The organism is Actinobacillus capsulatus DSM 19761 (genome assembly GCF_000374285.1).
In the GTDB taxonomy this organism is placed as follows: Bacteria; Pseudomonadota; Gammaproteobacteria; order Enterobacterales; family Pasteurellaceae; genus Actinobacillus; species Actinobacillus capsulatus.
On sequence record NZ_KB893939.1, the window covers coordinates 44,996 to 60,942 of the forward strand.

The 15,947-nt window shown below is 39.9% G+C and carries 6 protein-coding genes, 1 tRNA gene and 2 pseudogenes; 3 read left to right on the forward strand and 6 right to left on the reverse strand.

Annotated features, from left to right (window positions below):
- Nucleotides 1-32: 32 nt before the first annotated feature.
- Nucleotides 33-122, reverse strand: a tRNA-Ser gene (locus C228_RS0107625).
- A 118-nt stretch (nt 123-240) separates the two neighbouring features.
- On the reverse strand, nt 241-552 hold the full coding sequence (locus C228_RS0107630) for a BolA family protein (protein ID WP_018652065.1): 312 nt from the start codon (nt 550-552) through the stop codon (nt 241-243).
- A 136-nt stretch (nt 553-688) separates the two neighbouring features.
- On the opposite strand from C228_RS0107630, the gene C228_RS0107635 reads away from it, so the two are divergent.
- Nucleotides 689-1,279 carry a YajG family lipoprotein gene (locus tag C228_RS0107635; protein WP_018652066.1) on the forward strand — a complete coding sequence of 197 codons (591 nt, stop codon included), beginning with the start codon at nt 689-691 and terminating at the stop codon, nt 1,277-1,279.
- Between the two features lie 283 nt (nt 1,280-1,562).
- On the opposite strand, the pseudogene C228_RS13455 reads toward C228_RS0107635, so the two are convergent.
- The 4 genes and pseudogenes from C228_RS13455 to C228_RS0107655 all read right to left on the reverse strand — a co-directional run bounded on the left by C228_RS13455 (nt 1,563) and on the right by C228_RS0107655 (nt 11,923).
- Nucleotides 1,563-4,430 (reverse strand): annotated as a pseudogene (locus C228_RS13455) (SNF2-related protein).
- A pseudogene (locus tag C228_RS13460) lies at nt 4,427-7,719 on the reverse strand (DEAD/DEAH box helicase family protein). The pseudogenes C228_RS13455 and C228_RS13460 overlap by 4 nt, the downstream one beginning before the upstream one ends.
- 5 nt (nt 7,720-7,724) lie before the next feature.
- Nucleotides 7,725-10,694, reverse strand: coding sequence for a site-specific DNA-methyltransferase (locus C228_RS0107650; RefSeq protein ID WP_018652069.1), 2,970 nt, complete (start codon nt 10,692-10,694; stop codon nt 7,725-7,727).
- A 233-nt stretch (nt 10,695-10,927) separates the two neighbouring features.
- Nucleotides 10,928-11,923 (reverse strand): LacI family DNA-binding transcriptional regulator, encoded by a 996-nt coding sequence (locus C228_RS0107655; protein ID WP_026313237.1) that lies wholly within the window; start codon nt 11,921-11,923, stop codon nt 10,928-10,930.
- Between the two features lie 263 nt (nt 11,924-12,186).
- Here C228_RS0107655 and C228_RS0107660 point away from each other — a divergent pair, with 263 nt between their 5' ends.
- Together C228_RS0107660 and C228_RS0107665 are read left to right on the forward strand one after the other, a co-directional pair.
- Nucleotides 12,187-13,473 carry an MFS transporter gene (locus C228_RS0107660; RefSeq protein ID WP_018652071.1) on the forward strand — a complete coding sequence of 429 codons (1,287 nt, stop codon included), beginning with the start codon at nt 12,187-12,189 and terminating at the stop codon, nt 13,471-13,473.
- A gap of 93 nt (nt 13,474-13,566) precedes the next feature.
- Nucleotides 13,567-15,705, forward strand: a complete 2,139-nt coding sequence (locus C228_RS0107665) for an alpha-galactosidase (protein ID WP_018652072.1) — start codon at nt 13,567-13,569, stop codon at nt 15,703-15,705.
- The last annotated feature ends 242 nt before the right edge of the window (nt 15,706-15,947 follow it).

Here is a 15,947-nt window from a genome sequence, read left to right on the forward strand (position 1 = left end):
TGAAAACAGTAAGGAATCTTTCGCATTAGTAATGGCGGTGAGAGGGGGATTCGAACCCCCGATACACTTTCGCATATACACGCTTTCCAGGCGTGCTCCTTCAACCACTCGGACATCTCACCGATTCACTAAAATGCACAAAAAGTACATATGAAAGATGTTAGGAACTATACCGATTTTTCGAACTCCAATCAAGTATTTTCTTTATGAAATGAAATAATTACCAATTCCTCATTATACTTATTGTCCGACTCCTAAACAGTTCGGCGATTTAGGCACTACCCCGTTAGCATTCGCCCATTCTTGCGGCGTAAAAAGATGTAATGCTAATGCGTGAACACCATTTTCCAACTCATACGCTAAACAACTATAAACCGCTCGATGACGAGCCACAACCCGTTGTGCCGCAAAATGTTCCGACACTAACGTTACTTTAAAATGAGACTCCGCCCCACGTCCTGAGTTATGCATATAGCTTTCATTTTCAATCTGTAAGAATTGTGGTGAAAATTGTTCCGTTAATTTTTGCTGAATCGTTCGTTCAACCGACATTTTTATTCCTTATGAATTGATAATTAGTATTTGATAATGGATAATTAAAAAACTTATTTGTAGGTAAATTGCCTAATAAATGCTTTTACCTCATTATCTATTATCAAATACTAATCATCAATTAAAAGGATTTCTTATGACATTATCTAAAAAAGCATTACTTATCGTCACTACACTTGCAGCAGCAGTACTTACCGGCTGCCAATCTCAATCAAGCGTATTAAATTTCACCACGCCTAGCCCAACGGCGACCTTTAACACGAATAACCAAACTGCTGCGGTGAGTGTGATGACACAAGATTTACGTACTTCTCGTGAAGTGGCAAGCTATACCAAAAACGGCCAAGTAACTCGTTTAACTTCAAGCCCGGAAGTTGGATTAATGTTCCAACAAGCCATGCAACAAGACTTAAATGCAAAAGGTTTCCAATTGGTACAAGGTGCGGCAAATGCAAATGTTATCGTGAACATTCGAAAATTCTTTGCTACGGTAGAACAAGGCAACTTATTGTATAAAGTGAATGCAGAGGTGGGGGTCGAAGTAGCTGTACAAGGTGCAAAAGGTAACTTTAGCAAAAACTTTAATGCAACACGTGGCTATGAAGGTGCGGCACTAACTACAGATAACGATGACATCAAAAAAGTGCTAGGCCAAGCGTATGATGATGTGATCAAAGCGATCTACAACGATAACGAAATTGCTAACGCAATTCACCAATTTAAATAATTGATTTTATTCAAATAGCAAGCGGTCGAATTTAGCAAATTTTTTGAAGTTCTGTAGCAACTACACAAAACCTAAAAAGTAATTTCAATCGCTGTAAGATTTCTGATGTCCTTAATCCTAAAATCAAGGTTAAGGGCATTTTTTATTTATTACACAAAATATTCAATTGCAGGCACAGGTGAAACTAATCCACTTTGCCTTATAAAAGGTAAAGCAACTGTTCCCGAAAAGATCCACGTTTACCACACCTTTAGCTTCTATAACCAAATTGACTTCCGTCCATTTATCGAATCTGCCAATAAATCTCAAATACTAAACGCTCCTCCATCGTTTGATGGATTTTTCCTTTCAGCTCTTTCAACAGTTGCAATTCTTGTCTGGCAATTTCATCTTGCACATCGTCCAATTCATTACGGGCTTTGCGAAGCTGTTTGCGGAGTTTTACAATATCTTCTTGTAACTGAATTTGCTGTTCAATATCATCTGCCAGCACCAATTCTTTTTCTTTGTTACGCATTGCCTCTTTGAATTCGCTAATTAACTCTTCAGCTACTTGCATTTGATCTTTTGCCCAAGCGTTAATCCGCACACTCTCGGCTTTTAACAACGCATCATTTTCCGACTTAATACGAGCTTTTTCCTTGTCAATCTGCTCTTTCACTAAATCTGCAAAAACAAGCGGTGATTTTTTAATAGCATTTTGCAAATCGGCTGAAAGAGAAAAGAGTTTTTGTGCAAATTCTTTATCTAGCACATTACCTTGCTCATCGCACACGGTAAAAACTAACGACTCTTGATTTTCCGCATTTGATTCCACGCTAATTTTATCTAAGCGTAACCAGCCAGATTTGCCTTGATACTGTTCCAACAAACTGATTTTTTCTGGAAAATTCGCATAATCAAAAACCAATGTGGCATTTGGCGTATAAGCATTGAGCGCTTCATTGATACACCATTGTCCAAGTGGTTGATTTAAGCGATATTCATAGCCTTGCAAAGTCGTTGTGCGTGTTTTGCGTGGTAATAAATATCGTCCGAGTGGCACGCCACCAAGCGGTGCTTTTTCGAGTAAAAAATACCAATCTGTTTGATTAAACTGCGCCTGACCGTTTAAAGCAAATTGCGTTACGCCCCAAAACCACTGTTCCATTGCGTTTAAACGGTCTTCAGTCATCACTTTCAGACGTTCTAGTACCGATTGGTCAAAGCTCGTCACCAACGCATTTTTAGTTTCTTGCACCCGTCCTTCAATTTCCTCGGCAAATTGTGCTTGTAACAGATCAAATGCTGTCTGGATTTCGTTCTCCGTCCGACAAGTGGCATAAATATTCGCAATTTGATTTTCAATATCTACGCCAGACTCAATCCGTCCCAACACTTCATCAGATGCGCCTAACACCCCTTGGAATAGCTTAAATTTTTCCGTGAGCAGTTCTAAGACACGTTGATCAGCAAGATTGCGTTTGTTTAGGAAATTGATCACCACCACATCAAATTTTTGCCCATAACGGTGGCAACGTCCGATCCGTTGCTCCACGCGTTGCGGATTCCAAGGTAAATCATAGTTAATCAACAGCGAGCAAAATTGCAGGTTTACCCCTTCGCTAGCCGCTTCGGTGGCAATCATAATTTGAGCCTTTTCTTTGAAATGCTCAATCAATGCCGAACGTTTATCCACTTCTACCGAGCCTGTGATTTTCGCCGTACCTTGATAGCGAGCAAGCCAATCTTGATAAATTGCCACGGAGTTTGGATCATTATTCGTGCCACTAAACAGCACCACATTATCGGCATAGCCATTTTGGGTTAAAAAATCAAACAGATATTTTTGTGTGCGGACGGATTCAGTGAAAATAATCGCTTTTTAGCTTGCCCCCAATTTGTCCATCTCGGCAAAACCCGTTTGAAGCGCGGTCAATAAAGCGAGAATTTTGCTATCTTGTTGCAAGCCTTCTGCCAAACGAATAAAGCCTTCAATTTCGGTGATTTCCGCCTGTAACGCGGATTGATTTAATTCATCGTCAGCAAACGTTTCTGTTTCTTCTGCTTCATCGGCTTCAATATCTTCTTCGGTCAATTCTTCGCCATCAAATAATGCTTCAATTTCGCTTAATGGCTCATCTTGATTTTGCCCTGATTGTTGTAAATGTTGAAGTCTTGTCAAAATCGCCTTTAACGTACCCAGCACTGCTTGCGGACTAGAAGCTAATAGTTTCCGCAAAATCAAAGCCGTTAAATGTTTATGCCGTTTGGGTAAGGCATAACTGCTTTCTTTGCGTAAAAATTCAGAGATTTTTTCATAGAGAGCAAACTCGGCTATTGTTGGCATAAATTCTTGGGTAATGGTCTTACGTTCAGTATAACGCACATATTCCAACACGTTTTTGCGTAGCGTACGTTTGACAAAACTCGCCATTCTCGCTTTAAGTTCAGCGATATTGCCTCGGCGAACAAATTCTTTTTGGAAAAATTTACGATCACCAAAAATATGCTCATCGAGCAAAGTGGATAACCCATACAACTCCATCAGGCTATTTTGCAAAGGCGTTGCGGTTAGTAGTAATTTTTTCCTACCGCCAAAGGCTTTCCGCATCGCTTGCCCCATTTTATTATCAGCTTTGTGAGTATTACGCATTTTGTGAGCTTCATCAATCACCACAAAATCCCAATCAAACTGTTTGAAAGTGGCTTGTTCCTTTGTGGCAAATTGGTGCGAAACAATCAGCACTCTGTTGCCGATTTGTTCCTTGCAAAAATTAAACAATTTTCCACCGCTTGTCTTTTTCATCGCTTGATTAACAACGGTTTTATCCACCACCATCGTTGGCAAACCAAACTTCTCCGCCAGCTCATTCGCCCACTGTTTACGCAAAATCGCAGGACAGACAATCAGCAAATTGCGTTTGCGTTCTGCCCATTTTTGACAAAGCACCAAACCGGCTTCAATGGTTTTACCCAAGCCCACTTCATCGGCAAGCATTACGCCCTCTTGCAACGGATTTTTTAACGCAAACAATGCCGCATCAATTTGATGTGGGTTTAAATCCACTTTGGCATCAAACAACGATTGAGACAAACGGTTGTCGTCCGTGCGGCGGCAAGTGATTTCATTGGCAAAATAACGGGCGTGATAAGGGGTCATATTCATCATTGCATTTTCTCGAACATCTGCTGTAAATAGTGATTTTCCATAAACAAAATATGTCGCTCGGCAAGTTCTTCTGCCGTTAAGGTCATATTCACCCAATCTTGCAATTTCGTAATCGACAGAATAAAGCTATTGAGCACCAAATTCGGATCAGCAATTTTCGCTTCTAATTCTTTCACTTCTTGGTAAAGTCCAAATTTTGGATCGTGCAAATCCATCTGACGAACACCTTTCGGATCAACAAAATTCAGCCATTGCTTACCGTTTTGGTGATCTACCACCCACAGCAGAAAATCAGGATAGAAATTGCCTGCCAAAGCAAAGCCCAAACCTTTATCTTTTCGGTCGGCATTTCGTATTAAGTAGAGCGATTTACCATCTAGCCATTTTGCCAATTCACCTGATTTTTCCGCTTGCATTAAATCATCAATGAACCGCATTTCACTTTCTACGGCAAGGGGAAGCGGTGAAATTTTTATCGGCAAACCAGTGGATTTATCAAAGGAAAATAATGGATAAAACAAGTGGCTGTTAAAACAAATCGCCTTAAATTCAGAGAGTGGTGATTGCCAATTCATCGCCTGTTCAATTTTTTCTCTCGAATCAGATCCGCTAATTCTTCGATTTTTTTGACCGCTTGTTCACGCTCATAAGGTACATTTTCATCTTCGCCAAACAGCATTTTGTATTCATCAAAGAACGAACCGTTTTCTTCGGTAACTATCGCGGTTTCCATAAATTGCTGCTCATAGGCGGTTTTCAAACGACGATAAAATTGGTCGGTATATTCTTTTAATAGCTGAAACAAAATATCCTGCTGATTTTTTACATCAGCAAATGAACGAATTTCCATCGCTGAATCTGGCACATAGAGCAAATACCAATCATCTCGACTTTCCACAAATTTACGCAACCCATCACGACTAACACGTAAATTCGACCAAGTGCGTTCCATTTTGTATTGCTGTAAATCTAAATAGAGTTTGTCCCAATCGAATAAAGCAAAAATCTCTCGCTTAAATTTATTGCTTTGACGTTCGTCATTCACACTTTGACGAACCGCTTTGGAACTCAACGCTTCCAATCTCGGATACAGATCCAACACCGCTAAAATCGGCTTGATTTTTCCTTGGGCAAATACAGGCAATTCATAAAGTTGCACCATTTCTTGGCGTTTAAAACCCATTTTTTGATTGTCTTTATAGCCATCTTTTAAACGCAAAGTTTTCAACGCCACATTGGTCGGCAATTTTTTCTGCACGGGGAAATCCAACTGCAACACTTCATCTGGCGATTGAATGCCTTCATCTTCCAAGTATTCACGGAATTTCGCCATATAATCAGCTTTAATCCCGAAAATATTGAGCGTTTCTAATTTATCCAGCCCCAAGCCTTTTGGCATTTGCTTGACTGGCGTTCTGCGTAGCGAAAAATCACGCCCTTTCAAACGCACGCCACGCCCGAAAAGCTGGATAATTTGTGAGCCTTCGCCCTTGCCCATATTCAGCAAGCCCATTGTCGAAACTCGCCAACTTGACCAACCTTCGGTAAATTTGCGAGAACCAATCAGCAAATTGAGCGTTGAACGGTCTTGATTGATGGAGCCAAACAAGCTGTCTGAAAATTCGTCTTGTTGCACTGAAACATTGTCTAATTCCACCGCACTTTTGAGTAGTTCGCTGCTGTCGCCCACGTTAATCAAGGCAAAATAATCACTATTGCCGACTTTTAATGCCACTTCGCCTGAGGCTTTTTTAAGGTTATGCAAATAGAGATGAGCCGCACTTTCAGTGTTAAATAAGGTTTTCAGAATATCAGCGTAAAGGGCATTTAAATCACCTTTAAAACTTGCCAATGGCAAAAAGCGATGGCGGAAAATGGCGTTACCTTTACTGTCCAAAAGCAACGGTTTATCACATAGCAAATCATTAAGCCACGCTAAAATTTGCGGACGATTTTTGCCATCTAAGAAATAGGCTAACTGCTCCACCACCGTCCAAATATCGCTGTTTTCGGCATTTACCGTATTACCGACAAACACCCATAGCGGTTTATGCAGATTGTAAGCGATCAATTTTTTCTGATTTTTTGCAAAAAGATGTAACTGCTGATAAAACGACAGCAAACTTGCCACAAAATACTTGCGGTCATTATCGGCAACGCCATAATCTTCCGCTTTCATATTTAAAATAGAAAACTCTTTACCATAACCATCGGCATAGAAGAATTTATAGGAATAGTCAAACAGCACACACTTGGCGTAGGTTTCAAACACCGCTTTTTGCTTGGCTTCTTGTTTATCCGCAAAACTGGTCGGAATTTTTTGTTGCTCGGCTTTTTTGGTAATACCGTTTGCTTTACCGATTTTTTTCTGAATATCAAACAGACAATCTTTCGCTGTTTTGCCATCTTTCACGGCTTGTCCAAAGGTGGCGGAATACTCAAACGCAAAGCCATCGCCAATCAATTTTTGGCGGCGAGCCAGCCACTGATCGCCCGATGAACCGCGATGTCCTTCGTCCACCAAGACCAATTTGTTTAACTCCAAAAAGCGATCAACCGCTACCGTCAGTTCTCCCTCTTTATCCGCCAGTTTGTTGATGTCTATAATCTGAATATCGTTAAACAAACCTGTATCTTCGAACCGTTTATTTTTATCAAACAGATTGGCAGGCAAATTTGAAGCGGTAAATTCCGCCAAGTGCTGCTGCGAAAGCCCCTCATTTGGGGTAATCACAAATACGATCAAATCGCTATTTTTTTGATAATGCTGATATTGCAAAATATTGACGTGCATTAACAAGGTTTTACCGCTACCAGTGGCATTCCAAAACGCCAATTTATTTAAATCGCTTAATTCATACAAATCAAAATCAGGAAAATTGCTATCATTCTCTTTCAGTAAAACAAGCTGTTCATTTAATTGATTTAATAATTCATTCGGGCGATTAAAATAAAAATCCAAATAAATTTCGGTAAACAATAGTGAAAGATATTGGAAGTATTTTAGTTTTAAAATATGCCCTTCATCTTTATTACGATTTTCAGTGATTTGTTGCCAATGTTTGACGATATTTAAATCATAACGGCGTAAATCATTTACTGAAATAAAATCGGTTTGAAATAATTGCCCACCTGTCAGTTCGTGGAAAAATTTTGTCTGCCCATCATTATCAATGCCTTCAAAGCGGCCATCACCTAAGCGTTGTTTAAAATTTTCAAAGTTGTCTTGATGAAATAGCGACAATAAATAGCGGTTTAAAATTAAATTATCATGGAAAGTGCGTTTCATTTTTATCATTCCCCAAACATTCTGCTCAAAAATTCCGCTTCAATCGACCGCACCTTAAGCGTTTTCACACTCTCATCGCTGTCGGCAAAGACGGTTGGCACATTGTGATCGCCATTGATATAGACCACCTTAAAGGTTTCCGAGCTATATTCAGCTTTATCTTCCAGTCCGTAAGCATTTTTTCGGATAAAATCATTCAACGCTTCGTAGCCGACTTTCTCGCAATCACGCCAAATAATTAAAGCATTGTCGCCGTTTGCTAACTGACCTTTGACGGTAACCCAACCACGTTTTTCACGCTGATCATCAATTTCGTCCACCCTCAACCCAATCAAATAGTTAAAGGTTTCCACCAAATCAATGGTTTTCGCCTCATACGCTCCCGCAGACGTGGTGGCAATGTTGAGCTGATAATCAAACGGTTTGGCGAAATGTTGCGTATTGAGCAACGAACCTCGGCTTTCCACGTCAAGCATATAATTCAGCAAATAGTCATTTTGAACCGTCTCTGATAAGCCCATATCCGCCAAATCTTGCGCAGGTTTACGCAATGCCAAATTGTTGAGCGTGTCTTCGTAGCTTTCCAGTTTTAACACTTTGACAATTTGCGATACGCCACCAAACGCCCCATTCTCCACTTGCGGTTTGCCGTCTTTCCATTCTTTGGCGAAAATCACTTTTTGTACTCGTGGTTTTAGCACGCTATCAAAATACTCGCCCTGCTCCACCAAGATATATTTGCGATTACCGCCATCTTCACGGTTTAGGTTAATCACAGCGTGGGCGGTTGTGCCAGAGCCTGCGAAGTAGTCTAGGATTAAAGAGCTTTTCGGTCTGGCGGTAATAGATAAAAAATATTTACTCGCTTGAATTGGTTTTGGATTGTCAAATTCAAAATTCATATGCTTAAATAATTCATCATCACTACTCCCCATATAATAAAGTGATGATACATTTTCTGTTAGATTTTCCTTTAAAAGATATTTTCTTCTTGGTTGAGTGGTTTCATCTTCTCCAAATAATATTAAATCTTTTTCTAATAGTTTTTTCATGGTTTCAGGCGGGTTACGCCAGCCACGAGCAGGTACAGGACAAGGATTTTGAGTAATAGGGTGTATCAATGGGATAAAGTATTCATCGGGGGCTTTTTTCTTATTTGGCCAAGCCATAGAAACCGATTGAAAAATATCGCCATTTTCATCAATTTGATTATAAGCCTTTTCTCCACCTGATAATTTATCTTTATTTTCTTTTAACCATTCCTTATACTCTTTTCTTGCTTTTTCGGTAATTCCATGTTTTTTAATTAGTTTTTCTACTTTATCAAGCATGGCTTCTGCATTTGCTTTATTTCTAACAAAAGCCTCTTCTTCGTTTAGATAATTGGTGTTTTTTACTGCAAAATGAATATATTCGTGTTGAGCAGATAAACCTTTGGCATCGCCTTTTGGATTTCGTTTATCCCAAACCAGTTTACCCATATCGCCATCGGAAAATTCCTGCTGAATTAAGTATTCCAAAGATAAATGTTCGTGTTCGTCCATATGGCAAGCAAGCAAACCTTCTTGACTTAAAAGCGGTTTACCTAACATTAAACGATTTTCAAACATAGCAATCCAAGTTGATTTTTCAAAACTATCTTTATATAAAAAATCGCCTTTTTCACGGTCATCTTCCGTATTATACGGCGGATCAATATAAATACATTTCACCTGTTCTTTATATCTTTCCTGCAATAAATTCAGGGCTTGGAAGTTATCGGAATGGATTAGCAAGCCGTTAGTTTTGTCGTCCAAATGCTCAATTTCACCCAATACTTCGGCTTGGAATTTCGGTTCAAATAAAGAGGTATCCACCACCAAGTGCGGGTAATTTTTGCAAATTTCTGCCACATTTAGACCGCTTGTCTCCACGTTAACTAGAGCTTGCCATTGGGCGGTTTGTTTTGGATTATTTAATGCCGTCTGCACTTGTTCTTCATTTAAGTGATCGAGCGTGATCAAATAATGGCAACCTGCGACAAATTTCTTTTTCAGCCACAATTTCTTTTGGAAATCTTCTAATTGGGCTAAAAAGGCGATGATTTCTTTTGCTACTGTTTTTAGAGTTTTGATGGTTTGTAAGTTTTGCTCAATATGCGAAAAATCGGTGCTGTCTTGAATATTATCCAAGTTCATCACTTCATTTTTAATATAAAAATCCAACTCTTGATTTAAAAACTTGCCGAGATTTTTGTGAATAAAATAATCGGCGGTATTTTTAGTAGTGTAGTCGGTAAGGTATTTTTCTAACAACGTACGATTTTTATTTTTCTCTGTTGGCATTGGGTCAAAAATACCTTTAAATTCGTCAGAAATCGCAATATTTTGGATTTTTTCCACCGCTTGCGTGATGTAATCCGCTTGCTTTTCTTTTTTATTTACCGCTTTGTATTCAAAACGAATCGTGAGTAAATCGCCATTCTCTTCAATCGGCAGAATATCCATTTGAATTTCATCGCCATTTTCGTCTAATTCAGTGTTGATTTTCGGCTCAATTAAGGCAAATACTCGGGTTTGATCGTTATCTTTGCGATTATCTTTTGCCGTATCAGCTTCCACTAGGCGGAATTGCACTTTTTTGCCATTTTCCAATGCAAAAGCGTAATTACTAAAATTTTCGCTCGATTTGGTGTAATACTGGTCCTTATTCGCCCAGTGCAAAATCACTTCTTCGCCTGCGTAGGGAATGGCGTAGGTGTCGCCTTTGTAACGGCGTTGGCTAATAAAATCGCCTTGGTCGTAATAGCGTGAAAAGAAAGTGTAGAGATGGTTGTAAACGCTGTTTGCTTGTTCAAAATTGCCGTTCAATGCAGCATTGATTTTGGCTGGTAACGTTTTTTGTAGAAATTCGTTAATTTGCGTTTGGCGAGAATTGAGGATACGGTAAATACCGAAATCTAAATCAGGTTGATTGATTTGAAAAATGTCTTGCAATTTAGTAATAAGTTGTGCAAGGCTGTGCTGTGCTGTGCTGTGCTGTGCTGTGCTGTCATTATGATGATCCTTTGAAAATAAATGTCAAACAAATTCTACTAAAATCAACACCGCTTATAAATAAAAAATCCTTGTAATGAGTAGAAATTACAAGGATTTTAGTTAAGTGAACTTTGTGAAACTGCTACATAATGCCAAATTTTTGGCAAAATCCGACCGCTTATTTCTTTATGTTAGCACGATTCTCTCACAATGAGCGGACAATCAATCGGCTGAACTTTATTGGTTTTTCGCCCTTCGATTAAGTGCAGTGCCGCTTGTTCCCCCATCTGGTAATGAGGTAATTGTACCGTGGTGAGCGATGGTAAAAACAGATGAGCCACTCCGACCATATTGTCATAGCCGACAACCGCAACATCTTGCGGAATACGTAATCCACGCGCGAGTAATAGCTGATAAGCAAGCATCGCAATCCGATCATTTCCACACACAATCACATCATAGTCAAAATGTTCGGAATCTGATGCCAAAATATCTTTAAGTCGATCCGCACCTTCTAAATAGTCATCGCTTTCATTCATAAAAAATTCGGTCGGTACATTTGCATTTTTTTGTGAAAACCAGACCGCTTGAAAGCCCTTTTGTCGCTCTTTCGCTGCAATCGCATTATGCGGAATATATAAACAAAGCGGCTTTTTATAACCTTTCTCTAGCAATAAACGCGTCACATCGGCTTGCCCTTGAAAATCATTGGGAATATAGCTCGCTACTTGCAAATCATCCGTTACACAGTTTGCCAGTACAATCGGTAATGATGCCAAACGTTTCGGAATCTTAATTTTTTTTAGCCCGTGACGGGTAATGATAATGGCTGTCGGACGATGAGAAAGCAATAACTCAACGGCTTTTTCAACATCTTGCTCATCATCTTCAAAGGTATTGATCACAAACGAATTCCAACCGTACTGACGTACGGTTTTTTCAATCGCAAGTAAAATCTCGACCGAAAACGGCGTTGTTGCGGTGCTAAACGATAAAACACCTATTGTATTTTCACTCACACCACGAATTTTCTGCGCAGCAATATTCGGAACATAATTTAATTGCTCAATCGCATTTTGTACTGCTTTGCGTGTTTTTTCAGAAAGTTGTTCGGGGTTATTAATCGCTCTAGAAACCGTCATTAGCGATACGCCCGCCAACCTTGCCACATCTTTTAGGGAAGCCATAAAAATATTAATAGTAAACAAAAAAGAGAAATAGATAATTAAAATGCATTTATCAGTCACTATGCACTTTACCCCGTATCTTTTAGCGAATCAATTCTCCCTAAAGAATTATTCAAAAATAGCTGTGATCTTGCTCACAAATTTAAAATGTTAACGTTAAAAATTGTGATTTAAATCACAATTTCAAATATTCTCCTCTTGCAAAACAAAATGATAACGTTAACATTTTTGCATATCAAATCAACAATAGAAGGTGTTTTATTATGCAAGCACAATCACAAAATAAAGCTTATTACTGGGGAAACCGTAACTATTTCGTATTCAGCGGTTACTTCTTTACCTATTTCTTTATTATGGCGACCTGCTATCCATTCTTAGGAATTTGGCTAGGTGATATAAACGGATTAACCGGTGAAGAACGAGGTATCGTATTCGCTGCAATGTCATTCTTTGCTCTCTGTTTCCAACCGATTTTCGGCTATGTGACCGACAAACTCGGCGTCAAAAAACATATGCTTTGGGCAGTTGCGATTGCCCTTCTCTTCTATGCGCCATTCTTTATTTATATCTTCGCTCCAATGCTTAAAACTAATATTTGGATGGGCGCTATCGTTGGCGGTATTTATATGGGATTTGTATTCTCCGGTGGTGCCGGCGCATCCGAAGCTTATGTAGAACGTGTCAGCCGTCAAAGTAACTTTGAATACGGACGTGCACGTATGTTCGGTATGATGGGCTGGGGGATCTGTGCTTCGATTGCAGGTATTTTATATAGTAAAGATCCGGATTCCGTTTTCTGGCTCGGCTCAGCCGGTGCGGTCGTGTTACTCGTGTTAGTGGCACTTGCAAAACCGGAGCAAAATTCGACTGCTTCCGTAATGGCACAACTTGGGGCAAACACAAACCCAGTAAGTCTTAAACAAGCATTCAAACTCTTTAAACTTCCTCGCTTCTGGGCATTACTTGCTTATGTTGTCGGTGTAGCTTGTACCTATGATATTTTCGACCAACAATTCGGTAACTTCTTTAATACGTTCTTCAATTCTAAAGAAGAAGGGATTGAGGTATTTGGTTATGTCACCACTATGGGCGAATTTTTAAATGCAGCAATCATGTTCTTTGTACCACTGGTTATCAACCGTATGGGGGCTAAAAATGCCCTATTGGTTGCCGGTTTTATTATGACAATTCGTATTATCGGTTCTTCATACGCAACGGAAGCATGGCACGTTGTGGTACTCAAAATGCTACATATGTTTGAAGTACCGTTCTATCTAGTTGGCTTATTCAAATATATCAGTAACGTGTTTGAAGTTCACTTCTCTGCCACTATCTATATGGTCGCCTGCCAATTCATCAAACAAGTCGGAAATATGCTTGCTTCTTCTGCCGTTGGAGGTTGGTATGACAAATTCGGTTATCAAGATACTTACTTTATTTTAGGCTGTGTGGCATTAGGCTTTACCCTTCTCTCCATTTTCACCTTAACCGGCAAAATGAATATGCAAGAACGCTATCAATTACACAAACGCAATACCAGAGGCGCTTAACAAGCGGTTACAAAAAGCAGAGCTTTTTGAACATTGGTTTTGCCAACGGCAGTGAATAAATGTCTCTCAAATTTTGCAAATAAGGAATTTAATATGAACAACATCATTCGATTATCCAGCAACCAAAACGATCTGATCATTAATGCTTCAGATAATCCTCAAATTCTCTATTGGGGAGAAAAATTAGCGCAATTTGAGCCGACCAATGCTTGGCTCAGCTATTCAGGTGTAACAAACGGTGGTTTAGATATTGACGTGCCGGTTTCACTTGTGGCGGAAAACGGACGTGGCTATTTTGAATCGTCTTCCGTTGAAGGTCATCGCAATGGTTTAGACTCAATGCCGGTGTTCAAATTAAGTAAAATTGAACAACAAAATGACTACTTGATTATCCACCAAACGGATGAAATTGCCGGTTTAGAATTTAGTAGCGAATTTGTATTAGACAAAGCGACTTCCGTATTAAAAACACGGAATAAATTACGTAATTTAAAAGCCGTTCCTTATAACGTAAACCGCCTTGCCGTGACACTTCCATTGCCTGAATTTGCCGATGAAGTCTGTACGTTCTACGGTCGCTGGGTAAGAGAATTCCAACCGAATCGCCAAGGCCTCAAACATGGCGGTTTTATTCAGGAAAATCGTGTAGGTCGAACTTCTCACGAATATCCGCCAATTTTGATTGTCGGTAAAGAAGGCTATAAAGAACAAAAAGGCGATGTGTGGGGCTTCCATTTGGCTTGGAGCGGAAACCACCGTATTCGTGCCGATATTGATATTCGAGGCAGACGTAGCGTGCAATTGGAAGCTTTGTACTTTCCGGGGGAAATCACACTAGCACAAGATGAAGAGATTGCGACCCCTTGGGTTTATGCAACCGCCTCTAACCAAGGCTTAAACGGTATGAGCCAGCAATTCCACCAATACGTACGTGAAAATATTCTGCATTTCCCTCAAGGTAAAACTCGTCCGGTACACCTCAATATTTGGGAAGGCGTTTACTTCGACCACAAACCGGAACATATTATCGCCATGGCAAAAGCTGCCGCAGAAATGGGCGTAGAACGTTTTATTATTGATGACGGTTGGTTTATTGGACGTGATGATGATTTCGGCGGTTTAGGCGATTGGTATTTAGACGAACGCAAATATCCAAACGGTTTAACACCAGTGGTCAAAGCGGTAAAAGCTCTCGGTATGCAATTCGGGATTTGGGTTGAGTTAGAAATGATCAACAAACCAACCAAACTTTACCAACAACACCCCGATTGGTTATTAGCGGTCGAAGGTTACGATCAGCCTGCCGAACGCAATCAATTTATACTAGACCTTTGCAATCCGGAAGTGTTTGACTATTTAGTAGAACGAATGGATTGGTTGCTCGGTAATCACGATATTGATTACGTAAAATGGGATATGAACCGTCGTATCGTACAAGGCGCTCACCAAGGCAAAGCCGCGGTAACCAAACAAACCGAAGCCTTCTATCGCTTGTGCGATGTGCTTTGTGAAAAATATCCGAATGTTGAATTTGAAGCTTGCTCTTCCGGCGGCGGTCGTATCGATTACGAGGTGTTAAAACGCTCACAACGTTTTTGGACTTCCGATGATAACGATGCACTCGAACGCCAAACAATCCAACGTGGTTTTAGTTACTTCTATCCGCCTGAAATTATGGGCGCACATATCGGCGGCTTCCATTGCCACACCACATACCGCAAATTAGATGCAAATTTCCGCGGTTTAACCGCCTTATTCGGTCATATGGGCGTGGAGTTAGATCCAGTGAAAGAAGGCGAAGAAGAACGCAAAAATTTTGCCAAATATATCGCGTTACATAAATCCTTGCGAGAGATATTACATAGCGGCACAGCATTCCGTCTAGACCGCCAAGATCCGGCTTGTTTAGTTAACGGTGTTGTGGCTCAAGATAGCTCACAAGCGGTGATTTTAATCAGCCAACTTGCAATGCTCGATTACTTACGTCAAGAATCGCTACGTCTGCCATATCTCAAACAAGGCAATTATCAAGTAGAAATTCTGGATTTACCTCGTAACTTTGCCGAAGGAAAGTTTGGTCATTTGATGAAAAAATTACCGGAATGGATGGTAAAAGCATTAAACGGTGAAAAAGTTGTCATTAACAGTGAATGGCTGGCAAAAGTCGGTTTAGGCTTACCGATTATTGACCCAGCTTCCGCAATGCTATTGAAATTTACCCGTATCGCTTAAACATCATAAACAAGCGGTTAAATTTCCTAAGTTTTTTGCAAAATTTTCCAGTATTATGTAGCTGTTGCACAAAATTATTGATAAATGAAACGTAGGGGCGAACCGATGTGTTCGCCCAAGAAAAATCAATAAGGAATATTGTCTATCAAGGGCGGACACATCGATCCACTCCTACAAACTGATTTGTGCATTTGCTACATAATACCGAAATTTTCAGGAAATTTAACCGCTTGTATTATCTC